This is a genomic window from Burkholderia sp. AU18528 (assembly GCF_002223215.2).
Lineage (GTDB): Bacteria > Pseudomonadota > Gammaproteobacteria > Burkholderiales > Burkholderiaceae > Burkholderia > Burkholderia semiarida.
Window position 1 is genome coordinate 457,349 of the sequence record NZ_NKFC02000009.1, and the last position, 25,185, is coordinate 482,533.

The window sequence follows — 25,185 nt, forward strand, 5'->3', positions numbered from 1 at the left end:
GCGCAGGGGCCGTCGCGCCCCGCCGTGCCGCCTTCGTCACCGAACCGCCTCATCCAAGGACCTGCCATGCCGCTTACGCTGACCCGTACCGAACTCCTGCGCTCCGCCAACCTGATCGACGGCACGTGGCGCGACGCGCACGACGGCCGCCGCTTCGACGTCACCGATCCGGCGACGCTCGAGACCGTTGCCCACGCACCCGACAGCGGCGCCGCCGACGCACGCGCGGCGACCGATGCAGCGGCACGCGCGCTGCCCGCATGGCGCGCGACGCCCGCGCGCGAACGCGCCGCGATCCTGCGCGCCTGGCATGCGGCGATCGTCGCGCACACCGACGATCTCGCGAAGCTGATGTCGCGCGAACAAGGCAAGCCGCTTGCCGAAGCGCGCGGCGAAGTCGCGTACGGCGCGTCGTACGTGCTGTGGTTCGCCGAGGAAGCGACCCGCACGTATGGCGACCTGATCCCGCAGCAGCAGCGCGGCAAGCGGTTGAGCGCGGTGAAGGAGCCGATCGGCGTAGTCGCCGCGATCACGCCGTGGAATTTCCCGCTCGCGATGATCGCGCGCAAGATCGCACCCGCGCTCGCGGCCGGCTGCACGGTGGTCGCGAAGCCGGCGGAGGACACGCCGCTGACCGCGCTCGCGCTCGCGTTTCTCGCGCAGGAAGCCGGCGTGCCGGCCGGCGTGCTGAACCTGATCACCGCGTCGCGCGAACGCGGCATCGAAGCGGCGGCCGACTGGCTCGCCGACGGCCGCGTGCGCAAGATCACGTTCACCGGCTCGACGCCCGTCGGCAAGCTGCTCGCGCGCGAATCGGCGGCGACGTTGAAGAAGCTGTCGCTGGAGCTGGGCGGCAATGCGCCGTTCATCGTGTTCGACGACGCCGAGCTCGATGCCGCGGCGGACGGGCTGATGGCCGCCAAGTTCCGCAACGGCGGGCAGACCTGCGTGTCGCCGAACCGCGTGTACGTGCAGGCCGGCGTCTACGATGCGTTCGCGCGGAAGCTCGCCGCGCGCGTGGCCGCGCTGAAGGTCGCGCCGGCGACCGATCCGGCCGCGCAGATCGGCCCGATGATCAACGCGCGTGCGGTCGACAAGATCGCGCGCCACGTCGGCGATGCCGTCGAACGCGGCGCGCGCGTGCTGACGGGCGGCAAGCGCCTGACCGAGCTCGGTGCGAACTTCTATGCGCCGACGGTGCTCGCCGACGCCACCGCCGACATGCAGCTCACCTGCGAGGAAACCTTCGGCCCGATCGCGGCACTGTTCCGCTTCGATACCGAGGACGAAGCGGTCGATGCCGCGAACGACACGCCGTTCGGGCTCGCCGCGTATTTCTACACGCAGGACGTGCGGCGCATCGCGCGCGTGTCGGCACGGCTCGAAACGGGCATCGTCGGCATCAACGAAGGCGCGCTCGCGAGCGAGGCCGCGCCGTTCGGCGGCGTGAAGGAATCGGGCTATGGCCGCGAAGGCTCGCGCTATGGCCTCGACGATTATCTGTCGATCAAGTATCTGTGCCAGGGCGGGCTCGAATGATCGGATGAATCCGGGCCGTCCGCGAGGACGGCCATCGCAGCGCCCGGCCGACATACACACGTTGACATCGGAACCGATCGGTCCATATAATGAATCCAACTTCAGGCACCGCATCGTTTGCGAAACCGATCAATGGCAAATCCCGCTGGCGTGGGCCGTCCCCGCGAATTCGAACTTGGCGATGCCGCACGCGACGCGATGGACGTCTTCTGGGATCGCGGCTACGAAGGCGCGTCCCTGCCCGACCTGATCGCCGGCACCGGCCTGTCGCGCGGCAGCCTGTACAAGGCGTTCGGCGACAAGAAGGCGCTGCTGCTGGCGGCGCTCGATCTATATATGGCCGACGGGCTCAAGGCGACCGCGGACATCCTGTCGCAACCAGGCCCCGTGAAGAATGCGATTCGCGACTCGCTGCTGCGCTATGCGCGGCTCTCCGTCGGCGACGCGGGCCGGCGGGGATGTCTCGCCGTCGCGATGACCACCGAACTGGCCGCGCGCGACGCCGATGTCGCGGAACGCACGGGGCGCCTGTTCCGGCGCCTGCAGCAACTCTATGCGGGCGCGATCGTCCGCGGCCAGGCGAGCGGCGAGATCCCCGAGCAGGACGAACAGGTGCTGGCACGTTTGCTCGTCTGCCAGATCGAGGGCATGCGCGTGCTGGGGAAAACCGGTATGTCCGAGCAAGACATGCTCGCGTTGGTCGACCGCACGATGCGCATCCTCGATTGATATTTTTTTACCCAATTTGGAACCGATTGGTTCCGTATGGAGAGCCGCCCATGTCACGGAATGACCCCGTATCACCCGACCCGCGTCGCTGGGCCATGTTTTCGGTTCTGCTCGTCGGCGCGTTCCTGCCGCCGCTGGATTTCTTCATCGTCAACGTCGCGCTGCCGTCGATCCGCGCGGAACTGGGCGCCTCGTCGTCGGCCGAGCAACTCGTCATTTCATCGTATGCGGGCCTGTACGCGGTGACGCTGATCACCGGCGGGCGATTGGGCGACCTGTTCGGCCGCGGCCGCGTGTTTTTTCTCGGGTTGATCGGCTTTGCGATCGCCTCGACGCTGTGCGGTCTCGCGAATTCGCCGTGGACGCTCATCGTCGGTCGCGCGTTGCAAGGCGTGACGGCCGCGATCATGGCGCCGCAGGCGCTCGCTTCGATCCAGGCGATCTTCCCCGAAACGGAAAAGCCGCTCGCGCTCAGCTTGTACGGCGCGGTATTCGGCCTCGCCGCCGTGGTCGGGCAGGCGCTCGGCGGGATTCTGATCTCGCTGAATCTGTTGAATCTGGGCTGGCGCACGATCTTCCTCGTCAACCTGCCGCTGGCGATTCTGGTCGTCCTGTTCGGGATTCCGCTGTTGAAGGAAACGCGTGCGCAGCATGCGCGCAAGCTCGACCTCGGCGGCACCGCGCTGTCGATGCTGACGCTGGGCGCGCTGATCGTGCCGCTGATCGAGGGGCGCGAAGCAGGCTGGCCCGTATGGGCATGGGCGTCGCTGCTCGCGGTGCCGGCCCTCGCGTGGTGCTTCTGGCGCTACGAGCGCCGGCTGGGCAGCCGCGGCGGCGCACCGCTGCTCGACCCGGCCGCGCTGCGCGCACCGGGGTTGGGCCGCGCGTTGCTGATCGCGCTGGTGCTGTATTCGATCGGCGCGTTCTTCCTGCTGTTCTCGGTGTACCTGCAGAATGCGTTGCACGTCGACGCGCTGAGCGCGGGCCTCGTGTTCTTGCCGTTCGGCGTGGGGTTCCTGCTCGGCCCGTTGTCGACGCCTTTCTGTGCACGTGTCATCGGCGCTTACGTCAATCCGTTCGGCATCAGCCTGGAGATCGTCGGGCTCGTCGGCCTCGCAGGGTTGATCGATGCCACGCCGGTCGGGATGCCGCTCGCTGCCGCGCCGCTCGCCGCCGCTCTCTTCGTCATCGGTTTCGGACAGGGCCTCGCGCTGCCGACGCTGATGCGCATGGTAACCGGGCGCGTTGCACCGGCGCTGTCCGGCATGATCGCCGGCATCGCCAGTTCGACGCTGCAGGTCAGCACGTCGCTCAGCGTGGCGATCATCGGCGGCATTTTTTATGCGACGCTCGGCACGCACCAGGATCCGGCGTCCATCGCGCACGCGTTCATCGTCGCACTCCTGTCGATCTCGTTTTTCCTTGCCGTCGGCGCCGCGCTGGGCATCTCGCTCGCACGCGCGCCCGCCGCGCACACGTCGATGCGGGCTGCTGCCCGGCCGGTATTCAGCGCCGAACGCGAACGGCCGTAGTCGCCCGTCGTCGCCCGTATCGGCACTCATCGCTGTGGCAGTCCGACCTGGAGGTTCCGCATGTATTTCGTCGTGTCCTATCGCCGAGCCGCGGGCACGCGGTTCGATGCCCGTTACTACGTCGAGCAACACATTCCGCTCGTGGAAAAATCCTGGAAACCATACGGGCTCGAATACGTCGACGCTTTCTTTCCGGCACGTGAGGATAGCGAACTGATCGTCGTGGCGATGTGCCGCTTCACGGATCGAGCCGCGCTGGACGCCGCGTTCGCGTCCGCGCGGACGGCAGACGTCATGGCCGACATCGATGCGTTCACCGACATCGAGCCCGATCGGCATATCGCGGACGTGTTCTCGCGGGTGCCGTAACGGCGATCGCGCGCTTCCGTGCATCGGTTCCGGTCGGCGCTATCGGTCACTTGTCCGATAGCGCCGCGAACGACCGGGTGGCAGGATAGGCCACCGTCACGCGAATACACTGACCGGGAGGATGACTGCAATGTCGGTACGTCAGATCTTCATCGTCGAATTGGCGAGCGGCCTGCCCCGTGCGTTCGGCGTGCTCGCCGTTCTGTCGGGCCTGTTTCGGATCGGCATCGCGGTGCGTCGCGGAAAGCACGCGGGCGCGCCGTCGCGAACGATCTCATGCGGGGCGCGAACGGCGCTGGCCGGCGCGCTGCTTTCGTGCGGAGCCGTCGGTGCGGTGTACTTCGCGATCGCGGCGTTGGGGTACGGTTGGGCCGACACCGACACCGACACCGACGCAACGGCCACGACTCGGCGGAAACGGGTGAACGACTGGCCGACTTGAACGGCGCAACCGCCGTTTTCGACACGCGAGACAAACCGTCGGACGTACGGGGCTTCAAAGGCCGCGCCGGCCGGGCCGTCTGTCCGCCCAACACACGCAAGCGTCCGCAACGCGGATCGCGTCAGAGCAGCCCCAGCGTCGATGCCTTGAGGGTCGCCGCGGCGCGTGTCGAACATTCGAGCTTGCGAAACGCCTTCTCGACATGGGTGCGCACCGTGCTCGGACTCATCGCGAGCGCCTGCGCGACCTGCTTGTTGCTCGCGCCGCGGGAGATCGCCCGCAGGACGTCGATTTCCCGCGCGGACAGGCGCGGGCCGGCGGACGACGGGCGCGTGGCGGTACGCCGGAGCGTGGGCGCGCCGCCCGTCACGAGCGCGGCCACTACTTCGCCGCATAGCCGGCCGCACGCCGCTTCTTCCTGCAACTGGCCGGCGGCGGCCGCATCGCTCAGCGCCGCGCGCCACGGACGCGCCGAGCGCAACGCGACCCACACGAGCGACGCCGCCAGCACGCGCGCTTCCAGCGTCAGCGCCACATCGCGCGCGCCGCGAAAATAGCCCGAACCGTCCTGCCGCTCGTAGGCATACGACGCAAGCACCGCGGCTTCGCCGAGCGCGCCGGTCTGCCTGCCGGCGCGCTCGGTCCAGTACGGCACGAGTCGCACCTTTTCCCAGGCACTCGCAGGTAGCCGCGCCGGCAGATTCCACACGTCGTTCGGCACCGCGGCCCTGCCGATGCCATGAATCAGCCCGGCGCGGTACACGCGTTCGCGCGCGGTCTCGTCCGGCGAAAGCCGGCCGTAACACGCGGCCGCCGTCGCGGCGACCGACCGCGAAAAACCCGTCATCCACGGCAGTTTCAGATCGATGACGTCAGCAATCAATTCGGCGGACGTCGCGCCCTGCATGTCCGGCGTGGCCAATGCCGCTTCGAGGTCGGCGGGCGCCATGTGTTCGAGCGCCGCCAGCCAGCGCGATGCGTCGCGCGCAGCCGTCTCGACGAGCACGGCCGGATAGCGTGACCCCGCGCGTTGGCCGATCAATTCGAGGGCCCGTTCGATGCCGTACGTGCGGCTGAACACGTCGAGGTCGCCCGCCAGCGCGACGATCGACACGGCGGGCGGCACCTGTTCGCGCGCGAGCCGCGCGGGTAGCCCGTTGCCGTCCCAGGTTTCGAAAATGTGGCGCAGCGCGGTTTCCGTCGCGCTGGACAGACCGAGTATTCGCGCGACCTCGCCCGAGACTTCGCAATGAATCTGCGCGAGCGGGATCAGCGCGACACCCGCGCCGCCGATCGCTTCGGCCATGCCGGGCCGGCTTTCGAGCATCGCGGCGCGGATCGCGACGTCGTCGCCGAATACCTGCGCGAAGCCCGCCGCGTTCGCCGTGCAGCCCGACCAGCGCAACAGCGCCACCTCGCGAGCCGTGTCGCACACCGATGCGTCGAATCGCGCCGCGTGCGCGAGCTGTGCCGCCAGCCAACTGGTGCGCGGCGAATGGTCGGTCGGTTGGCCCATGCTGAGATCGCCGATGAAGGCCAGCGCGCGTACGGCGTCGACTATGCGCAGCGGGGCGTGATGGGCTTCGGCGTCGGACATTGGGCAGGTGGAGACATTCGCGAGGGCGGGAAAACGATCATACGCGACGGCGTCGCGGCGTGCATGAGCTTACGCCTCGGCGGCTCGCCGCGGCGAGCCCGGCGCGAGGTTCGCCCGTATCGGTGCAAACAACCGGCAGTGGACTTCACTATCGGACATCTGACCGATGGCGGCTGGCGCGGACGATTGCGATACTCGGCGCACTGGAGATCCGGTCGGCGCCGCATCCTAATCCGCGTGGCGGAAACCCTGCGTGCCGGCCGGAACGACGATTCAATGTACGAAGGAGTGCAAATGGCTGACCGCTATCCCGAATTTCGTCCCCCTGCCGACGAACAATGGCTGAAACGGTACTACTTTTCCCGGGCGGTGTTCTCGCTGATCTGGGTCGCGCTGGCGTTTTCCGTCGGCCGGCAGAGCGCGGCCGGCGCGGCGGTCCTGCTGATCGTTTATCCGGCCTGGGATGCGCTCGCCAATTTCGTCGACCTTTCTCGCAGCGGCGGGATGGCGGCAAACCGCACGCAGACGGTGAACGTCGCGATCAGCGCCGTCACGACACTGGCGGTATTTCCCGCGTTGAATGCGGGCCTGCCCGCGGTGCTCGCGGTGTTCGGCCTGTGGGCAATTCTCTCCGGCGCGCTGCAACTCGGCACCGCCGTGCGGCGCTGGAAGCATGCCGGCGCACAGTGGGTGATGATCCTCAGCGGTGCGCAATCGGCGCTGGCCGGGGTGTTCTTCATTATCCAAAGCCACGCGCCGATGCCGCCCGCGATCGTCAAGATCGCGGGATACGCGGGAGTCGGTGCGCTTTATTTTCTGATATCCGCGATTTGGTTGCAGGTGCGGGGGATGCGGCGCAGTGTGTCGTGAGCCGGCGGTCGGAAGGAAGATGTCGTTCCACAGGTCGGCATCGCTGTGCCTGCGGTCAAGGCCACGCGTTGTGGAAAGCATGGGCTCCTGCGGATGATCGGAGTGGTGAAAAACGGAGCTTATTTCGCAGCCGCGTGCAGGCCCCGACACTGCAGGACCTGCACGTAGCTGCGAACGGCAGTCGTGGCCGACGCGAACGGGTCTGAACGCCCCGGAACGGTCAGCCGGTTCGCTCGGGGAGCGGTCGCTCATGTGGCAAAGCCGACGGCTTTGACCCGCGCGTTAGCCGCGACGTAGGCAATCGGAACGTAACAACGAAAACTGCAGGAGATCGTGATAGGCACCACGCCAATACCCGGCTTGACGCTGATACCCTTCACGGACAAAGCCGAGCGTCTCCAGCCCTTGTATAGAGGGTGCGTTCTCAGGGTGAACCTGGGCTTCGATACGGTTTATCTGCATCATGTCGAAACCGTAATCGATCGCGGCAGAAAGCGCTTCGTTCATGTACCCCTTGCCACGCGCAAACGTAGCTAGCTCATAGCCAACGGCGCAGCTTCGCCAATTTCGATTCCATCGGAAGAGGCCACACGTACCAAGTAAAAGGCCGTCCGAAAGTCTCTCGATGGCCCAACGGACGCCGGAGCCACTGCGCCGCCAGTCGGCAAATACCTGAATCAACTTGTCGGCCTCTCCTATTTCGGTCATCGGATCGGTACCGAACCAGCGCATACCCTCAGCGTCGCCATGTACCGCGAACAGCGACGGCGCGTCGCTCGGCAAAAGCTCCCGCAATGACAGCCGGGAAGTTGTCAGCGTTGGAAATGTGCCTTTCGTTTCGCTTCCATTGACGGACACCAGCGCCCCCTGTGTCGATGTTTCACTTGGTTTCAATAGATTGTCGCCGATTCAGTCTCGCCGATCCAATGTCCGGTATTGGCTGCGGATTCAACCCGACGCGGTGGGCTGTAGTCGACCCACAACCGCCATTCACCAATGTCATAAGACACCGGGGGCAGATTTTCTGCCGGGGACGGCGTGCCGAGTGACTACTTCGGATTGACGGCTGCGTATTGGTCCAATGGAGACCATTCCGCAGCTCCGGGCAATCCGGGGATGGAAATCAAGATCCAAGGGGCGCTGACGCGCTGAACCTGCCATGGAACGTTTTGGAAAATGTTCACGCAGAGATGCCGCGCGACCAGCTGCTGGAGTTTCGAATCATCGCCTTTGTTCAATGAAACACTTATAGACGTGGCATCTTCGAGTTGTGCGCATGCGAAAGTGGTCGACGTCGCTTGAACGATTGAGCCAATTTCCTGCGCCTTCGTAGCCCACAATGCCGAACGGCCGCTTCTGGCCGTACTGAATCCCAGGACGATGCGTGACGGCCTGGATGCAATCACTGTTGAAGCCAATCCTCGCGACCGATGCCATAGACGCAATCACATTCGTCGTATGCCTCGTCGATTGATATATATAAATGATCAGAGGTCGGAAATGGCGCGTCCAGGGATTCGTACCGCATCAGTAGAAAGACTCCGTCGTCGATTTCTTCAATCGCGACTTTCACGGTCGTGCCCTGGCTTTCCCCTCGGCCATCAAGGGATTTCCGTGTCGGCGCCCAAATCAGTATAAGCGGCTCGTATTCGTTGAACGTAGTGTTTTCTGGTGCGTCGATCCGGGCTGTTCGCTTACCTCCCGGGATCGTCGACGGTCTAGGCAATCGGGTCGAACGACCTGAACTGGCAGTGTCGCCTCCGTCCCAAAAATTCGGTTCACTGCAGATGTATCGACTACCGAGCTTCCTGGTTCCTCGTGAATCGTAGGTGTAGCGCGAACGCGCGATGCCGCAGCCTCTGCGGAAAACGTCGGTTCTGGGAAATTTCTTGCAGTATGTCGCCTATCTCGTCGTCAACGGCCAACCCTTGTTCCAACCAACCGATCGCGAGGTCACACCAATATGGGGTTGGCCAGCGTAGTCCTGCCACAGCGACGTCGCGAGCAGAATAGATGTTCGACGAGAACGTAGCCAAGGATGTTCAAGTGGCTTGACTATCGTGGGCGATTTCATCTGTTCAGCTTGATGGGAGATGTCGGGTGCAGGTGAGCCGATTGTCATCAATATCTCCGTCGAATGACCGCTCCTGGCCGCAGTGCGCTTGGCGCTGTCCTTCGATTCAGTCGTAGTACGACAGTGCGACCAAAGCGGCTTCATGCTCGCGCGTACGACGCCAGTTCACGAAAGCGCACGCGTCTTGCAAAGCCTCGAATAGATCTGGACAGCGCCTCCTGAAACTGATGACAGCGCCAAGCTGTATGGCCAAAGTCTCTCCCGGCCTGACATGCAAGCTCGTCATCGCAGCCTCGGGCTCATCGAGGTAACCCAAACAATCAATCAACGCGTCCATGTTGTTGCCATAAAACGCGGGAAAACCAAAGATCTGCGAGAAGACCCGATGGAACGAGGGCCAGTCTGTAATTTCAGTCGTATCTACGAATACTTTCGTCATCGCGTTTTTCCGAATTCTATTGGGTTTCTAAGCGGCTCCCATAGTCACTCCATCGTCGGATTGTCGACGATTCTGGCAGCGAGAACCAGTGATCGTTCCTGGCCGAATGCCGCCCGACGCGTTTGACTATAGCCGTCCCGAGGAGACGCCAGCCATTCCCCAAACCAGCCTTTGGGACCGGTCGATGCACCCGGGCTCCTCCCACATCCCTACCGGCTCCGCAACGCCTGAGCCAGCGCATCCCCCGCAGCCAGAATATGCGCGGACAAAACTGCACACGCTGCGTCCACATCCCCCTCGCGTATCGCCCGAACGATGTCCCGATGCTCGTCGTTCGAGCGATCCTGCCACTCAAGTCGCTGCCACGTCGCATACAGATGCCGGGAGCTTGCCCGATGCATGTCGCCAATCGCGGCGATGAGCCGTGGCATCCCGCATCGCGCGGTCAATGCGCGATGAAACCTCAGATTCAGCGTCCCCAGCACGGCTATGCCATGCGCCGCCGACTCCTGATCGAGGATCGCATCGAGTTCCGCCAGCGCACCTGCGTCCAGCGCGGGAATCGCCTCGCGCAGCGCCAGCGCCTCGAAGGCAGCGCGCATCTTGGCCATTTCAAGTACGTCCGCCGGCTCGAGCGGCGCCGCCCGCACGCCTCGTCGCGGTTCCACCACGGCCAACCCCTGCGCTTCCAGCCGTCTGAACGCCTCGCGTACCGGCACATGGCTCGCGCCGAATTCAGCGGCGATGTGATCCTGACGCAGCCACTCCCCCGGCGCGATGGCACCCGAAATGATGCGGTCCGCCAATGCGGCAGCGATCCGGTCGGCCAGCGAGCGATCCTCCTTGACTTCGAAATTCATCCCGACCACCATGCATATATTATCTATTAAATTGTAACAAAATCGGAGGCCCGATGCGCCACCACCGCCCTGCCCGTCTGCGGCACATCGCCGGAATCGGCGTCGATCGCATGGGTTCGATCGCCGATCATGCCGACGTCGACCTTCTGCGACTCGAAAATCTCGATACCGACATTCCGCCTACTGCGGAGGCACTCGCTTTTACCCACGCGGCAATCCAGCGAGACTCGGCCAACTCCTATTTGCCATTCGTCGGTCAGGATCGGCTGCGCGCGAGCGCTGCCGCCCACGTGTCGGCGCTTTCGGGGCGGCACTTCACGGCCGACCAGGTGGTGGTGTCGGCGGGCGGACTCTCCGGCATTCTGAACACGCTGCTCGCCACCGTCGAGACAGGCGACGAAGTCATCGTCACCGATCCGACGTACGCGGGTCTGCTGAATCGCGTCCGCCTCGCGGGCGGCGTGCCCCGGCAAGTCCCGTTCGCCTTCACGCCGGGCGGCGAATGGAAGCTGGACCAGGCCGCGCTGCGCGCAGCGATCGGTCCGAAAACGAGAACCATGCTGCTGATGTCTCCGTCGATGCCGTCGGGCGGTTTCTTCGATGCGTCCGACTGGCAACTGATCGCGAGCCTGTGTGTGCAGAACGATCTGCTGCTGATCCTCGACAGCGCGATGGAACGGCTGCTCTTCGATGGCCGCACGGTCATCCATCCCGCGGGCCTGCCCGGCATGGCCGAGCGTACGGTCACGGTCGGCGCGGCGTCGAAAGAGTTGCGCATGATTGGCTGGCGGGTAGGCTGGATCGTCGCGCCGGAATGGCTGATTCCCGACCTCCTGGCCGTGTCGCTCGCCAATGTCGTGGTACCGGTCGGCATTGCCCAGGAGGCTGCGGCGGTTGCGCTCGAACATTCCGCAGCCGATCTTCCTGGCTACGTGAGCGAACTCGAGAGACGGCGGGATACGGTCGCCGCCGAACTGTCGGGGCTCCCGTTCGGCATGCCGGCGGGCGGCTGGTCGATGCTGCTGCGCGTCTCCGACTTCGGCCTCACCGGGTCCCAGATGTCGGAGCGGTTGCTGAACCACGGTGTCTGTGCAACGGCCATGACCGGATGGGGCATTGCGCACGGCGACGCGTATATCCGTTTCGTGTTCGCGAACGAACCGGTCGAGCGGTTGCGCACGCTCGGCGACAAGGTGCGCTTCGCACTGGAGGGCGCATGACGGCGCCCACGAGAAAGCTGCGTAGTGCGCCGAGCGTCCCTTGCGGGAGGTATCACGGTTTCCGTTTGTAACGGTCGCACGGACTCACACGAGACACCGTCTTTTGCGAAAGTACCGCTCGTGACAATTCGCGTGGCGTGATGCATCCGGCGCCGGGGCGGCGCGATGCCCCCCCCTGGCCGGACGTCACATCGAGCGAACGCCCTACCGCCCCGCCGGCGGCTGCAGGATGTCGCGCGGAATCGCCGCGATCAGTACGCAACTGACCAGCAGGCAGGCGCCCAGCGCATAGGTACCGTTGTTGATGTTGCCGGTCATTTGCTTGGCGACGCCGGTGATCATCGAGCCGGTGAAGCCGGACAGGTTGCCCACCGAGTTGATCAGCGCAATGCCGGCGGCCGCGGCCGTGCCGGACAGGATCTGCCCCGGAAAGGTCCAGTAGATCGGCATCAGCGCGAGAATGCCGCAGGTGGCGATGGTCAGGAATACGATCGATAGCGCGACGTTCTGCGCGAACGCCGCGCTCAGGATCAGGAAGACGCCGCCGATCAGCGCGGGAATCGCCGCATGCAGGCGGCGTTCGCCGGTCTTGCGCGAGTGCGATGCGTTCCACACCATCGCGAAGATGGCCGTCAGATACGGAATGGCCGTCAGCACTCCGATATGCAGTGGACTGTGCACGCCCGACGCGCGGATGATCGACGGCAGCCAGAAAGCCAGCCCGTAGAAGCCGGTATTGAACGTCAGCAGGATGAAGGTGAGCAGCCAGACGCGCGGGCTACGCAGCGCGGCGCCGATGCTGTGCGACTTGTGCGCGGCCTCGGATTCCAGGTTGCGCGACAGCACCGCCTTTTCGTCAGCGGACAGCCACTTCGCCGACTGCGGGCCGTCGCCCAGGCAGGCCAGCACGATGAACGCCACCACGATCGACGGCAACCCTTCGAGCAGCAGCATCCATTGCCAGCCGCTCATGCCCGACAGGCCGTGCGTCTGCTCCATCAGCCAGCCGGACACGACGCTGCCCAGCGTCAGGCTCAGCGGGATCGCGACCAGGAAGCCCGACATCGCCACGCTCTGGCGCCGCGCCGGGAACCAGTAGTTCATGTACAGGATGACGCCGGGGAAAAATCCCGCTTCGCACAGCCCCAGCAGGAAGCGCAGCGTGTAGAACATCGTGGTCGTCTGCACGTGGAAGAACTGCGCGAGCGGCACGATGAAGGCCATCGACGACGACACGATGCCCCACGTGATCATGATCCGCGCGATCCAGAAGCGTGCGCCGTAGCGGTGCAGCAGCAGATTGCTCGGCATCTCGAATAGGAAATAGCCCCAGAAGAAGATACTGGCGCCGAGCGCGTAGACGCCGTCGCTCAGGCTCAGGTCGTCGAGCATCTGCAGCTTCGCGAAACCCACGTTGACGCGGTCGAGGTAGGCCACGACGTAGCAGAGCAGCAGCAACGGCAGGATGCGCCGCATGACCTTGCGGTACAGCGCGTCCTCGGACGAATCGGCCGCGGCCGCTGCGGCAGCGGCCTGCGTTAGGGATGGCATCGGTCTGTCTCCAGTTTGTGTAGGTCTTCTTCGTACCGGCGAGTGCGTTTGGCGCATTGATGTTACCGATAACATTCCGTGGCAAAAAAAAGCCGACGAGGCGACGGGAGCGATCGGCAAGCTGATACCGGTAACAAATTCGAAGGTAGCACGCGGCGATACGCACGTACAAGTGCCGCCGAACGCGTGGTTTCCCTAGTACGGGCATGGCGGCGACGTGCACGCGTGGGCCGGCCTGCACGGTATGCCGCACCGGTATGATGTAGCCTTTCCGGCCTTCTCCCGATCGCGATTCCGATGCCCAGTCCCACCGCCGTCCGGCCCGCCGGGCCGCCCCGCATGTCCGACGTAGCGCGCCTTGCCGGCGTATCGAAGATGACGGTGTCGCGCGTGCTCGCCGGCCACAGCGTGGCCGCCGAGACGCGCGCACGGGTCTGCGAGGCCATCGAGCAGCTCGGCTACGTGGCGGATGCGGCCGCCGGCGCGCTGTCGTCGGGACGCTCGGAATTCGTCGCGGTGCTGGTGCCGTCGCTGTCGAGCTCCAACTTCTCCGACACCGTGCGCGGCCTGACCGATGCGCTCGAGCCGCATGGCCTCCAGTTGCTGCTCGGCGACACCGACTACGATCTGGAACGCGAAGAGCGGCTGGTGCGCTCGATGCTGCGACACCAGCCGCGCTGCATCGCGCTGACGGGGTCGCAGCACACCGATGCGACGCGCAAGGTATTGGAGCGCTCGGCGATTCCCGTGGTCGAGATGTGGGACCTGCCCACGCGCCCGATCGACACCGCCGTGGGCTTCTCGAACGTGCGCGCCGCCCGTGCGATGGTGCGCCACCTGGCCGAGCGCGGTTACCGGCGCATCGGCTTTCTGGTCGGGGCCAGCGAACTGGATCGCCGCGGCCTCGACCGGCTCAAGGGATACCAGGCGGAGATCAAGGCGTTGGGGCTGGGCGAGCCGCGCGTCGTGCGGCTGGGCGAATCGCCGATCACGATGAGCCACGGCGGGCCCGCGATGGCGGCCCTGCTGGAGCGATGGCCGGATACCGACGCGGTGATGTGCGTGAGCGACATGTCGGCGTTCGGCGCGATCATGGAATGTCACCGGCGCGGGCTCTCAGTGCCCGCCGACATCGCGGTGGCCGGCTTCGGGAATTTCGAAGTGGCGACATGCTGCCATCCGACGATCACAACGGTATCGGTCGACGCGTACGGCATCGGGCGACGCACGGGCGAAGCGTTGCTGGCGGCATTGCAGGCGCGCGACGGCGGCGGGCCGACCGGGTCGAAAAGCATCCGGATCGACTACACGATCATCCCGCGGGAAAGCGCCTGACCGGCCGACCGCCGGGCGCGTGCCGACACGCGGCATGCGCGGCTTCGCACCGATCCCCTGCCCCACACCTTCGCGACGCGCGCACGAAATCCCTTCCGCGACGCAAAAAACCCGTGCTAACATCCAGGCGATGTTACCGGTACCATCCGGCACGCAAAATCAAGAAGGCCCTTCGGAGACAGCCTGCCATGTCACACACCCCCCGCCGTCTGCGCAGCCAGGAATGGTTCGACGACCCCGCGCATGCAGACATGACCGCGCTCTATGTCGAGCGCTTCATGAACTACGGGTTGACGCGCGAGGAGCTGCAGTCGGGCCGCCCTGTCATCGGTATCGCGCAAACAGGCAGCGATCTGGCGCCATGCAATCGTCACCACATCGAGCTCGCCGAGCGCACCAAGGCCGGCATTCGCGACGCGGGCGGCATTCCGATGGAGTTCCCCGTGCATCCGCTGGCCGAGCAAAGCCGCCGGCCCACCGCCGCGCTCGACCGCAACCTCGCCTACCTCGGGCTGGTGGAAGTCCTGCACGGCTTTCCGCTGGACGGTGTGGTGCTGACGACCGGCTGCGACAAGACCACGCCGGCCTGCCTGATGGCGGCCGCCACCGTCGACCTGCCCGCCATCGTGCTGTCGGGCGGCCCGATGCTCGATGGCTGGCACGAGGGCAAGCGCGTCGGCTCCGGCACGGTGATCTGGCATGCGCGCAACCTGCTCGCGGCCGGCGAGATCGACTACGAAGGCTTCATGCAGCTGACCACGGCATCGTCGCCGTCGATCGGCCATTGCAACACCATGGGCACGGCGCTGTCGATGAACAGCCTCGCCGAGGCGCTGGGCATGTCGCTGCCGGGGTGCGCGAGTATTCCCGCCGCCTATCGCGAGCGCGGCCAGATGGCTTACGCAACCGGCAAGCGCGCGGTCGAGCTCGTTCGCGAAGACCTGCGCCCGTCGAAGATCATGACGCGCGCGGCGTTCGAGAATGCGATCGTCGTCGCGTCCGCGCTCGGCGCCTCGACCAATTGCCCGCCGCACCTGATCGCCATTGCGCGCCACATGGGCGTCGAACTGAGCCTGGACGACTGGCAGCGCTTCGGTGAAGCCGTGCCGCTGCTCGTCAACTGCATGCCGGCCGGCGAATACCTCGGCGAGAGCTTCCATCGCGCCGGCGGCGTGCCTGCCGTGCTGCGCCAGCTCGATGCGGCCGGCCTGCTGCGGCGCGACTGCCTGACCGTGTCGGGCCGCGCGGTCGGAGAAATCGCCGACACTGCGCAGGACGCCGACCGCGACGTGATCCGTACGCCCGACGCGCCGCTCAGGCACGGCGCCGGCTTCATGGTGCTGTCGGGCAACTTCTTCGACAGCGCGATCATGAAGATGTCGGTGGTGGGCGACGCGTTCCGCCGAACATACCTGGCCGAGCCGGGCGCGGAGAATACGTTCGAGGCGCGCGCGATCGTGTTCGACGGCCCGGAGGACTATCACGCCCGCATCAACGATCCCGCGCTGAACATCGACGAACGCTGCATCCTGGTGATCCGCGGCTGCGGCACGGTCGGCTACCCGGGCAGCTCGGAAGTCGTGAACATGGCGCCGCCTGCCGAGCTGGTGAAGCGCGGCGTGACGTCGCTGCCGTGCATGGGCGACGGGCGCCAGAGCGGCACGTCGGCCAGCCCGTCGATCCTGAACATGTCGCCGGAAGCCGCGGTGGGCGGCGGCCTCGCGCTGCTGCGCACGAACGACCGTATTCGCGTGGACCTGAATCGCCGCAGCGTCGACGTGCTCGTCGACGAGGACGAACTCGCGCGCCGCCGCGAAACTGCAAGCTTCACCGTGCCGCAGGCGCAAACGCCGTGGCAGGAACTCTATCGCCGGTTCGTCGGCCAGTTGTCCACCGGCGGCTGCCTCGAACCGGCCACGCTGTACCTGAAGGTGATCGAGCAGCGCGGCAACCCGCGCCATTCGCACTGACCCCACCGCCCCCCAATCTTGCCGAGCTGATCATGCGTACTCCTTCCGTTTCCGATTGCCTGCCGCACGACCTCGCCCACGCGCTGCTGATCGGCCGCGTCTGGCGGGATGACGGCGCCCACGCGGGCCCGAGCGTCGTCGCCGTACGCGGCGGCGAAGTGTTCGACATCACGCGCACCGCGCCGACCACCGCCGACCTGTTCGACCGCCCCGATGCCGTCGCCGTCGCGCGCACCGCCCCCGGCGAATCGCTCGGCCGCGTCGAGCCGCTGCTGCAGGCGGCGCTGGACGGCACGCCGGGCGCCACGCACCTGCTCGCGCCGTGCGACGTGCAGGCCGTCAAGGCGTGCGGCGTCACCTTTGCCGTGAGCCTGATCGAGCGCGTGATCGAGGAACAGGCCGGCGGCGATCCGGCCAAGGCGCGGGAGGTACGCGACACCATCGCGGCGACCATCGGCACCGATCTGTCGAGGATCGTACCCGGCTCGGAAGCGGCGATGCGCCTGAAGGCGGAACTCGAGCGCCGCGGTGCGTGGTCGCAATACATGGAAGTCGGTATCGGCCCGGACGCCGAGGTGTTCTCCAAGGCGCAGCCGATGTCCGCGGTGGGCTTCGGCGCGGACGTCGGGCTGCTGCCCGTGTCGGTGTGGAACAACCCGGAACCGGAGATCGTGCTGGCCGTGGCCAGCGACGGCAGGCCGGTGGGCGCGACGCTCGGCAACGACGTGAACCTGCGCGACATCGAAGGCCGCTCGGCGCTGCTGCTCGGCAAATGCAAGGACAACAACGGTTCGTGCGCGATCGGCCCGTTCGTGCGGCTGTTCGACGATGGCTTCACGCTCGATGGCGTGCGGGAATGCAGCGTGTCGCTGCGCGTCGAAGGCGCGGACGACGGCTTCGTGCTCGACGGCATCAGCCACATGCGCGAGATCAGCCGCGACCCGGCCGACCTCGTCGCGCAGACCTGCGGCGCGCATCACCAGTATCCGGACGGCTTCATGCTGTTCCTCGGCACGATGTTCTCGCCGATCCAGGATCGCGACGCGCCCGGCGGCGGATTCACGCATCACCTCGGCGACCGTGTCACGATCTCCACGCCCGCGCTCGGCGCGCTCGTCAACACCGTGCGGCTTTGCACGGAGATCGCGCCGTGGACCTTCGGCGTGCGCGCGCTGTATGCGAATCTGGCCGCGCGCGGGCTGCTTGCCGAATGAAACCGGGAGACGCGACGACATGAAGCCCTTCGCGAACGACATCGACGGGCAGCAGGCGAGGCGGTATGACACGAGGGCGTTCGCGCCGGCACACACGTAGCCGGCCTTCACTGCGCGACCTGAACACTCGCCGAGCCGGAGCGGCCGCCGCGAGCGGCGCCGCCAGCTCATCCCGCAACCCCAGATTCTTTCCGGCGGCGATCCACGGCTTCGATCAGCGCGATTCGCCCCACCGGCGCCTCGTCGGCTGCGACAATACCGCGGCTGAGTCAATTCGAGGTGTCGATGGAACTGAGGCAACTGCGCTATTTCGTCTGCGTCGTGGAACACGGCAGCATGGGCAAGGCCGCGCTCGAACTGGGCGTGGTGACGTCCGCACTGAGCCAGCAGATCAGCCGGCTCGAGAGCGAGCTGTCCACGCGCCTGCTGCAACGCACCTCCACGGGCGTCGTGCCGACGGACGCCGGTCTTGCATTCTGGAGACAGGCGCAGCTCGCGTTGCGCCACGTCGACGATGCGGCGCTGGCCGCGCGTCAGGCGCGCCTGTCGGGGCACGTCAGCGTCGGGCTTGCGCCCAGTACGACCGGCGTACTCGGTCTCGCGTTCATGCAGGCGATGCGACAGCGCTATCCGGATGTCCGGCTGCGCATGGTCGAGAGCCTGTCGGGCTATCTCGGCGCGATGCTGAGTGCGCGGCAAATCGACCTGGCGATCCTGTTTCGTGAAGAACCCGCGCAGCGCTGGAGCGTGATGCCGTTGCTCGACGAGCATCTGTTCGTGATCGGCGCGCCCGGCCTGCCCGGCATGCCCGACGGGACGCACGTGCACCTGGCGAACCTCGGCGCCGTGCCGCTGATCCTGCCGAGCGGCCCGCATGGCCTGCGCGCATTGCTGGATGTCGCATTCGCCCGCACCGGCTTCACCCCGCACATCACCGCCGAAGTCGACGGCCTCGCGATGTTGATGGATGCGGTGCGCGGCGGGCTCGGTGCAACCATTCAACCGGGCGCGGCGCTCGCGCGGCTAGAGAATGCCGCGCTCGCGAGCGTCCCGGTCGCGGACGACCACGCGACGAGGCCGAACCTGATCGCGAGCGTCTCCGACGATGAATTGTCGCCCGCCGGGCTCGCCGCGCGAGTCGTCCTCGCCGACGTGGCGCGCGAGATCGTCGCGTCCGGCGGGTGGCCTGGCGCCACGCTGCGCGAGCCGCCTCTTCACAAAAACTGAAGACGTGTTGCCGCGCCGCTGATGGCGGCTAACGAGGCCGATCCGTAGAGTGCGTCTCAAAGGAGACAACTCAGATGATCGATGTTCTCGTTATCGGCGGCGGCAACGCGGCGCTGTGCGCCGCCTTGATGGCGCGTGAAGCCGGCGCGTCAGTGCTGCTGCTCGAAGCGGCGCCGCGGGAGTGGCGCGGCGGAAATTCCCAGCACACCCGCAACCTGCGTTGCATGCACGACGGCCCGCAGGACGTGCTGGTCGGCGCCTATCCGGAAGAAGAGTACTGGCAGGACCTGCTGAAGGTCACGGGCGGCATCACGAACGAGGCGTTGGCCCGGCTCGCGATCCGCGCGTCGGCGAACTGTCGCCCGTGGATGCGCGCACATGGCGTGCGGTTTCAGCCGCCGCTGTCCGGCGCACTGCACGTGGCGCGGACCAATGCATTCTTCATGGGCGGCGGCAAAGCGCTGGTGAACGCGTATTACCGCAGCGCCGAAGCGCTGGGCGTACAGATTCGCTACGACACGCCCGTCGACGCAATCGAGCTCGACGGCGAACGCTTCGTCGCCGCGCGTAGCGGAAACCGGCGCTTCGAGGCGCGCAGTTGCGTGCTCGCGGCGGGCGGCTTCGAATCCAACCGCGAATGGCTGCGCGAGGCGTGGGGACAAAACCAGCGTGGCGAGTGGCCCGCCGACAATTTCCTCATCCGCGGCACGCGGTTCAACCAGGGCGTCCTGCTCAAGGCGATGCTCGACGCCGGCGCGGATGCGATCGGCGACCCGTCGCAGTCGCATTGCGTCGCGATCGACGCGCGCGCGCCGCTCTACGACGGCGGCATCTGCACGCGGATCGATTGCGTATCGCTCGGTATCGTCGTCAACCGCGATGCGCAGCGTTTCTATGACGAAGGTGAAGACTTCTGGCCGAAGCGTTATGCGATCTGGGGCCGCCTCGTCGCGCAGCAGCCGGGGCAGACAGCCTATTCGATCATCGATGCCAAGGCCGTCGGGCGCTTCATGCCGCCGGTATTTCCGGGTGTCCGCGCCGATTCGTTGCCGGAACTCGCGCGCCAGCTGAACCTGCCCGAACGTGCATTCGTGGAAACGCTGCGCGCGTACAACACCGCATGCCGGGCAGGCACGTTCGATCACACCGTGCTCGACGACTGTCGCACCGAAGGCGTCAGCCCCGCGAAAACCCACTGGGCACGCCCGATCGATACGCCGCCCTTCTTCGGCTACGCGCTGCGTCCCGGCATCACGTTCACGTATCTCGGGCTCAAGGTCAACGAGCGCGCGCAAGTTCACTTCGGCGGACGGCCGAGCGGCAACCTGTTCGTTGCCGGCGAAATGATGGCCGGCAACGTGCTGGGCAAGGGTTACACGGCGGGCGTCGGGATGTCGATCGGCACCGCGTTCGGCCGTATCGCGGGCACCGAGGCGGCGAAGGCCGCGCAAACGACCGGAGTTCAACGTGAACGATATTGAAGAACACCTTCGCGACGCCCGGGCGCTCGCGCCCGCCGGCCGGCCGTCGACACGCGCGAGCGGCGCCGCCGTGATTCGCATCGCGCCCGTCACCGACAACGAAGCGGAAGTCGCGCGCCAGATGCAGATCTGCAATGCGTGCCGCTACTGCGAAGGATTTTGCGCGGTCTTTCCGGCGATGACGCGCCGGCTCGAGTTCGCGAAGGCGGACGTCAACTACCTGGCCAACCTGTGCCACAACTGCGGCGCGTGCTATCACGCATGCCAATATGCGCCGCCGCACGAATTCGCGGTGAACGTGCCGAAGGCGATGGCGCAGGTTCGCGTCGATACGTATGTCGAGTATGCGTGGCCCGCCGCGATGGGCAAGCTCTACAGGCGCAATGGCCTGACCGTCGCGCTCGCCCTCGCGATCGGGCTGGTGCTGTTCCTGATGCTCGGCGTCGCGATGCACGGCTCGCTGCTGAATGGCCCGTCGGGCGGCCGTTTCTATGCGGTCTTTCCGCACAATCTGCTCGCCGCGATGTTCGGCGCGGTGTTCGGGCTCGCCATTCTGGCGCTCGGGGTGGGCGTGACGCGCTTCTGGCGCGACGTGTCGTCGGGCACGGCAAGCATGCCGGCGGTTGCCGAGGCGGCGAAGCACGCGCTCGCGCTCACCTATCTCGACGGCGGCCACGGTGACGGCTGCAACGAATCGGACGATGCGTTCACGCTCGCGCGGCGCCGGTTTCACCACTTCACGTTCTACGGCTTCATGCTGTGCTTTGCCGCCACGCTCGTCGCGACCTTCTATCACTACGCGCTGGACCTGCACGCGCCGTATGCGTTCCTGAGCCTGCCCGTGCTGCTCGGCACCGCCGGCGGAATCGGTCTGCTGATCGGGCCTGCCGGCCTCTGGTGGCTCAACCTGCGGCGCGACCCCGCGCGGACCGATCCGGCACAACGCCCGATGGACCGCGGCTTCATTGCGCTGCTGATGCTCGTGAGCGCGTCGGGACTGGCGCTGCTCGCGTGGCGCGACAGCAGCGCAATGGCGGCGCTGCTCGCCGTTCATCTCGGCATCGTGATGGCCCTCTTCGCAACGTTGCCGTACGGGAAATTCGCCCACGGCATCTTTCGCTGCGCGGCGCTCCTCAAGTCGTCGATCGAAAAGCGCCAGGCCGACCGCCTGCGACTGGGCTCGGACTGAACCGGGCCAATCGAAGCGGTCCGGCTTCCGGGCCGCTTCGCACAATACATCCAACGGAGACATCCCATGCATCCCTCACCGTCGATCGCGCCGGATGGCGCGGCCGCAGGCACGTCGAAGCTCGGCGCGGTCCTGCGCGTGACCAGCGGCAATTTTCTCGAACAGTTCGATTTTTTCCTGTTCGGCTTCTATGCGACCAGCATCTCGCGAGTCTTCTTTCCGGCGGCAAGCGAGTTCGCGTCGCTGTTGCTGACGTTCGCCGTCTTCGGCGCCGGTTTCCTGATGCGCCCGCTCGGCGCGATCGTGCTCGGCGCCTACATCGACGAAGTGGGAAGACGCAAAGGGCTGATCGTGACGCTCTCGATCATGGCGAGCGGCACGATCCTGATCGCGTGCGTGCCGGGGTACGCGACGATCGGGCTCGCCGCCCCGGCGCTGGTGTTGCTGGGACGCCTGCTGCAGGGCTTCTCCGCCGGGGCCGAGCTGGGCGGCGTGTCGGTCTATCTCGCGGAAATGGCCACGCCGGGGCACCGGGGCTTCTATACGAGCTGGCAGTCGGCAAGCCAGCAGGTGGCGATCGTCATCGCGGCGGCCCTGGGTTATCTGCTGAATCATCTGCTGACGAGCCAGGAAATCGGTGCGTGGGGCTGGCGCATCCCGTTCTTCATCGGCTGCGCGATCGTTCCGGTCATTTTCCTGCTTCGCCGAACGCTGCAGGAAACGGACGAATTCAAGGCGCGCACCCATCATCCGCATGCACGCGAGGTGTTCGCGACGATGCTGCGGAATTGGCGCACGGTGTTTGCCGGCATGCTGCTCGTCGCGATGACCACGACGACGTTCTACCTCATCACGGTCTACACGCCGACGTTCGGCAGGGCCGTCCTGAAACTGTCCACGGCGGATAGCCTGATCGTCACGCTGTGCGTGGGCGTGTCGAATTTCTTCTGGCTGCCCGTGGGTGGTGCGCTGTCGGACCGCATCGGCCGCAAGCCGATTCTCGTGGCCATCGCCGTCGCGGCCATCGTGACGTCGTATCCCGCGCTTGCCTGGCTGTCATCCGCGCCCAGCTTCGGCCGCATGCTGGCCGTACTGTTGTGGCTCTCCTTCTTCTTCGGCATGTACAACGGCGCCATGGTCGCGGCGCTGACCGAAATCATGCCCGCCAGCGTCCGCGTGGCCGGTTTCTCACTTGCATTCAGCCTCGCGACCGCGGTCTTTGGCGGCTTCACGCCCGCGGTGTCGACCTATCTGATCGAGGTGACGGGCGACAAGGCCGCGCCCGGATACTGGCTCAGCTTCGCCGCATGCTGCGGCCTGCTTGCGACCCTGTCGCTGTATCGCAAAGGCGGGGCCGCGCGGCGTTCGGCTTCACCTGCGTGAGAAGCGGTGCTCGCCTGAACGGACCGGTTTTGCGCCGCCGCGATATTCCGACGGGGCGTCGCACGAAGCCGACGCCAGCCGGCCCCGTCAACCGGACCATCACGCCGGCACGGCGCGCTCCGCCAGCTTGAACTCGCCGACCGTCTGCGCGAGCCGGGCCGCCTGCTCGCGCAGCGACGTCGCCGCGGCCGCCGATTGCTCGACGAGCGCCGCGTTCTGCTGCGTCGTGTCGTCGAGCTGCGACACCGCCTGATTCACCTGCTCGAGCCCCGTGCTCTGCTCCTTCGCGGCGACGCTGATCTCGGCGATCACGCTCGTGATGTTGCGCACGCCGTCGACGATTTCGTCCATCGTCGCACCGGCGGTCTGGACGAGCCCGGAGCCGCCCTCGATCTTCTCGACCGACGAGTGGATCAGCTGCTTGATTTCCCGTGCGGCCTGCGCGCTGCGCTGCGCGAGCGCACGCACTTCGCCGGCGACGACCGCGAAGCCGCGGCCGTGCTCGTTCGCGCGCGCCGCCTCGACGGCGGCGTTCAACGCGAGGATGTTGGTCTGGAACGCGATGCCGTCGATCACGCCGACGATGTTGGCGATCTCTGCCGACGCCTGCGTGATGTCGTTCATCGTCGAGACGACTTCGCGCACGACCGTGCCGCCCCGCAGCGCGACATCCGACGCCGATTCCGCCAGACGGTTCACCTGGCTCGCCGCATCGGCCGAGTTGCGGGCCGTGCCGGCGATCTCCTCGAGCGCGGCGGCCGTTTCCTGCAGGCTCGACGCCGCGTGTTCGGTGCGGGCCGACAGATCCTGGTTGCCCTGGGCGATCTCGGCGCTCGCGAGGTTGACTGACGCGCTGAACGCACGGATCTGCAGCAGGATCGCACTGATCTTTTCGGCGAACGCGTTGAACGCGTGCGCGATCTGCGCGGCTTCGTCCGCGCCGTCGGCCGGCAGCCGCTTCGTCAGGTCGCCGCTGCCGCTCGATACGTCCGTGAGCGCGTCGCGCACCATCAGGATGCGCTTGAAGGCCGCGTTCGTCATCGCGCCGACGAGCGCGGCCGCGATGACGGCGACGATCACGATCGCCAGCAGCGTGGTCGTCGCGACCGCGCGCATGCCGGCCGTCACGTCGCCCTTGTCGAGCGCGAGCACCAGCGACCAGTCGGTGCCGGCGATCGGCCGGGCACGCATCAGCTTGGCGGCGCCGTCGATGTCGACCGCGACGGGCGCGGACGCCGTCTGCAGCGCGCCGAGGCGATCGGCATCGAGTTCCGGCGACAGACCGGTGGCCGGCTTCATGATCAGGTCGGTCTTGGCCGACGCGATCACGCGAGCGCCCTTGTCCACCAGAAATGCGAAGCTCGCCGGCGTCGGGTGAACGGAGGTCACGATCGAGCTCACGTTTTCCATGAACAGGCTGGCTGCCAGCACGCCCTTCACCGCGCCGTCGCGCACCACCGGCACCGCGAACGCGACGGCCGGCTTGCCGCTCGTCGCATCGCGGTAGAGCGCCGTCACGACCAGATGGCCCGCGCCGACGGCCTGCTTGTACCAGGGCCGCGCGGTCGGGTCGTAGCCGGGCGCGAGCGGCACGTTCGAGAACGCCGTCTTGTCGGGCAGGCCGAGCGTCAGCACCTCGAAGCCGCCCGACTTGCCGAGCAGCTTCAACGCCGGCACCGGGTCGCCTTCGCCGATCGCGATCGTATCCGCGAGCGCCTGGGTTTCGCGCGACCGGCTCGCCACCCACTCGTCGATCGCCAGCGCGTGGCCGGCCAGGATGGACTTGTGATTCTGGTCGATGGCCTCGTCGTTGTGGGTCTTGACGACGTAATAAACGAGCCCTCCTGTTACGGCCAGCGCCGTCACGACGATGGCGACACACGTCGCCAGTATCCGTGCGCGAATAGATGACAGCATGATGACTTCGGTCTCCGTTACCGCGTGATTGAACTGGATCGATGAACGAGCCGACCCTTATTCATTTAACGGCACCGACGGCAGGAAATTGAGTCGTGCCGAATGGCCGGCGCGGAGGCCGACCATAAGGACAAATTCGCGGCCGGCGGCCGATACGATGCGCGCGACGCCGCCAGCCGCTTCGGCCGCACACGTTTGCGTCGCAGTGGGCGGATCGCGTGCGCCGACGGGCCCGCCCGCCGGCCTC

The 25,185-nt window shown here is 66.5% G+C and carries 20 protein-coding genes; 14 read left to right on the forward strand and 6 right to left on the reverse strand.

The window, feature by feature from the left end; genetic code table 11:
- Positions 1 to 66 precede the first annotated feature (66 nt).
- The 5 genes from CFB52_RS32805 to CFB52_RS32825 all read left to right on the forward strand — a co-directional run bounded on the left by CFB52_RS32805 (position 67) and on the right by CFB52_RS32825 (position 4,611).
- Positions 67 to 1,539 (forward strand): NAD-dependent succinate-semialdehyde dehydrogenase, encoded by a 1,473-nt coding sequence (locus CFB52_RS32805; RefSeq protein ID WP_099318487.1) that lies wholly within the window; start codon positions 67 to 69, stop codon positions 1,537 to 1,539.
- Between the two features lie 132 nt (positions 1,540 to 1,671).
- The gene (locus CFB52_RS32810; protein ID WP_099318488.1) at positions 1,672 to 2,268 is read left to right on the forward strand and encodes a TetR/AcrR family transcriptional regulator; all 597 of its coding nucleotides are present in this window, start codon (positions 1,672 to 1,674) and stop codon (positions 2,266 to 2,268) included.
- A gap of 50 nt (positions 2,269 to 2,318) precedes the next feature.
- A complete protein-coding gene (locus tag CFB52_RS32815) occupies positions 2,319 to 3,800 on the forward strand; it encodes an MFS transporter (RefSeq protein WP_099318489.1) in 1,482 nt (493 codons plus the stop codon).
- Positions 3,801 to 3,860: 60 nt separating this feature from the next.
- A complete protein-coding gene (locus tag CFB52_RS32820) occupies positions 3,861 to 4,169 on the forward strand; it encodes an EthD family reductase (RefSeq protein WP_099318490.1) in 309 nt (102 codons plus the stop codon).
- A 130-nt stretch (positions 4,170 to 4,299) separates the two neighbouring features.
- Entirely contained in the window at positions 4,300 to 4,611 is a 312-nt protein-coding gene (locus CFB52_RS32825) for a hypothetical protein (protein WP_257220853.1), read from the forward strand.
- 121 nt (positions 4,612 to 4,732) lie between these two features.
- Here the strand turns inward: CFB52_RS32825 and CFB52_RS32830 are convergent, their stop codons facing one another.
- Positions 4,733 to 6,208: an HD domain-containing phosphohydrolase gene (locus CFB52_RS32830; RefSeq protein WP_099318491.1), complete on the reverse strand. Its 1,476-nt coding sequence runs from the start codon at positions 6,206 to 6,208 to the stop codon at positions 4,733 to 4,735.
- Positions 6,209 to 6,502: 294 nt separating this feature from the next.
- Between CFB52_RS32830 and CFB52_RS32835 the strand changes: the two genes are divergently transcribed.
- Positions 6,503 to 7,078: a DUF308 domain-containing protein gene (locus CFB52_RS32835; protein WP_099318492.1), complete on the forward strand. Its 576-nt coding sequence runs from the start codon at positions 6,503 to 6,505 to the stop codon at positions 7,076 to 7,078.
- Positions 7,079 to 7,360: 282 nt separating this feature from the next.
- Here CFB52_RS32835 and CFB52_RS32840 read toward each other — a convergent pair whose 3' ends face one another.
- From CFB52_RS32840 to CFB52_RS32850, 3 genes are all read right to left on the reverse strand, one after another.
- Complete coding sequence (locus tag CFB52_RS32840; RefSeq protein WP_099318493.1) at positions 7,361 to 7,936, reverse strand: GNAT family N-acetyltransferase; 576 nt, start codon at positions 7,934 to 7,936, stop codon at positions 7,361 to 7,363.
- 1,322 nt (positions 7,937 to 9,258) lie between these two features.
- Positions 9,259 to 9,591 (reverse strand): barstar family protein, encoded by a 333-nt coding sequence (locus CFB52_RS32845; protein ID WP_059637544.1) that lies wholly within the window; start codon positions 9,589 to 9,591, stop codon positions 9,259 to 9,261.
- A gap of 209 nt (positions 9,592 to 9,800) precedes the next feature.
- Positions 9,801 to 10,451, reverse strand: a complete 651-nt coding sequence (locus CFB52_RS32850; protein WP_257220854.1) for a GntR family transcriptional regulator — start codon at positions 10,449 to 10,451, stop codon at positions 9,801 to 9,803.
- A gap of 53 nt (positions 10,452 to 10,504) precedes the next feature.
- Between CFB52_RS32850 and CFB52_RS32855 the strand changes: the two genes are divergently transcribed.
- A complete protein-coding gene (locus CFB52_RS32855) occupies positions 10,505 to 11,671 on the forward strand; it encodes a pyridoxal phosphate-dependent aminotransferase (protein ID WP_099318495.1) in 1,167 nt (388 codons plus the stop codon).
- 204 nt (positions 11,672 to 11,875) lie between these two features.
- Here CFB52_RS32855 and CFB52_RS32860 read toward each other — a convergent pair whose 3' ends face one another.
- Positions 11,876 to 13,222 carry an MFS transporter gene (locus CFB52_RS32860; protein WP_099318496.1) on the reverse strand — a complete coding sequence of 449 codons (1,347 nt, stop codon included), beginning with the start codon at positions 13,220 to 13,222 and terminating at the stop codon, positions 11,876 to 11,878.
- Between the two features lie 297 nt (positions 13,223 to 13,519).
- On the opposite strand from CFB52_RS32860, the gene CFB52_RS32865 reads away from it, so the two are divergent.
- The 7 genes from CFB52_RS32865 to CFB52_RS32895 all read left to right on the forward strand — a co-directional run bounded on the left by CFB52_RS32865 (position 13,520) and on the right by CFB52_RS32895 (position 23,021).
- Positions 13,520 to 14,557 (forward strand): LacI family DNA-binding transcriptional regulator, encoded by a 1,038-nt coding sequence (locus CFB52_RS32865; protein WP_099318497.1) that lies wholly within the window; start codon positions 13,520 to 13,522, stop codon positions 14,555 to 14,557.
- A 188-nt stretch (positions 14,558 to 14,745) separates the two neighbouring features.
- Positions 14,746 to 16,527 carry an IlvD/Edd family dehydratase gene (locus CFB52_RS32870; RefSeq protein ID WP_099318498.1) on the forward strand — a complete coding sequence of 594 codons (1,782 nt, stop codon included), beginning with the start codon at positions 14,746 to 14,748 and terminating at the stop codon, positions 16,525 to 16,527.
- Between the two features lie 32 nt (positions 16,528 to 16,559).
- On the forward strand, positions 16,560 to 17,741 hold the full coding sequence (locus tag CFB52_RS32875; RefSeq protein WP_099318499.1) for a fumarylacetoacetate hydrolase family protein: 1,182 nt from the start codon (positions 16,560 to 16,562) through the stop codon (positions 17,739 to 17,741).
- A gap of 285 nt (positions 17,742 to 18,026) precedes the next feature.
- Complete coding sequence (locus CFB52_RS32880) at positions 18,027 to 18,968, forward strand: LysR substrate-binding domain-containing protein (RefSeq protein ID WP_099318500.1); 942 nt, start codon at positions 18,027 to 18,029, stop codon at positions 18,966 to 18,968.
- Positions 18,969 to 19,042: 74 nt separating this feature from the next.
- A complete protein-coding gene (gene tcuA / locus CFB52_RS32885) occupies positions 19,043 to 20,449 on the forward strand; it encodes an FAD-dependent tricarballylate dehydrogenase TcuA (protein WP_099318501.1) in 1,407 nt (468 codons plus the stop codon).
- Positions 20,436 to 21,638, forward strand: coding sequence for a tricarballylate utilization 4Fe-4S protein TcuB (gene tcuB, locus CFB52_RS32890; protein ID WP_099318502.1), 1,203 nt, complete (start codon positions 20,436 to 20,438; stop codon positions 21,636 to 21,638). The genes tcuA and tcuB overlap by 14 nt, the downstream gene beginning before the upstream one ends.
- Positions 21,639 to 21,704: 66 nt before the next feature.
- Entirely contained in the window at positions 21,705 to 23,021 is a 1,317-nt protein-coding gene (locus CFB52_RS32895) for an MFS transporter (RefSeq protein ID WP_099318503.1), read from the forward strand.
- Positions 23,022 to 23,120: 99 nt separating this feature from the next.
- On the opposite strand, the gene CFB52_RS32900 is transcribed toward CFB52_RS32895, so the two are convergent.
- Complete coding sequence (locus CFB52_RS32900) at positions 23,121 to 24,938, reverse strand: methyl-accepting chemotaxis protein (protein WP_099318504.1); 1,818 nt, start codon at positions 24,936 to 24,938, stop codon at positions 23,121 to 23,123.
- Positions 24,939 to 25,185 lie beyond the last annotated feature (247 nt).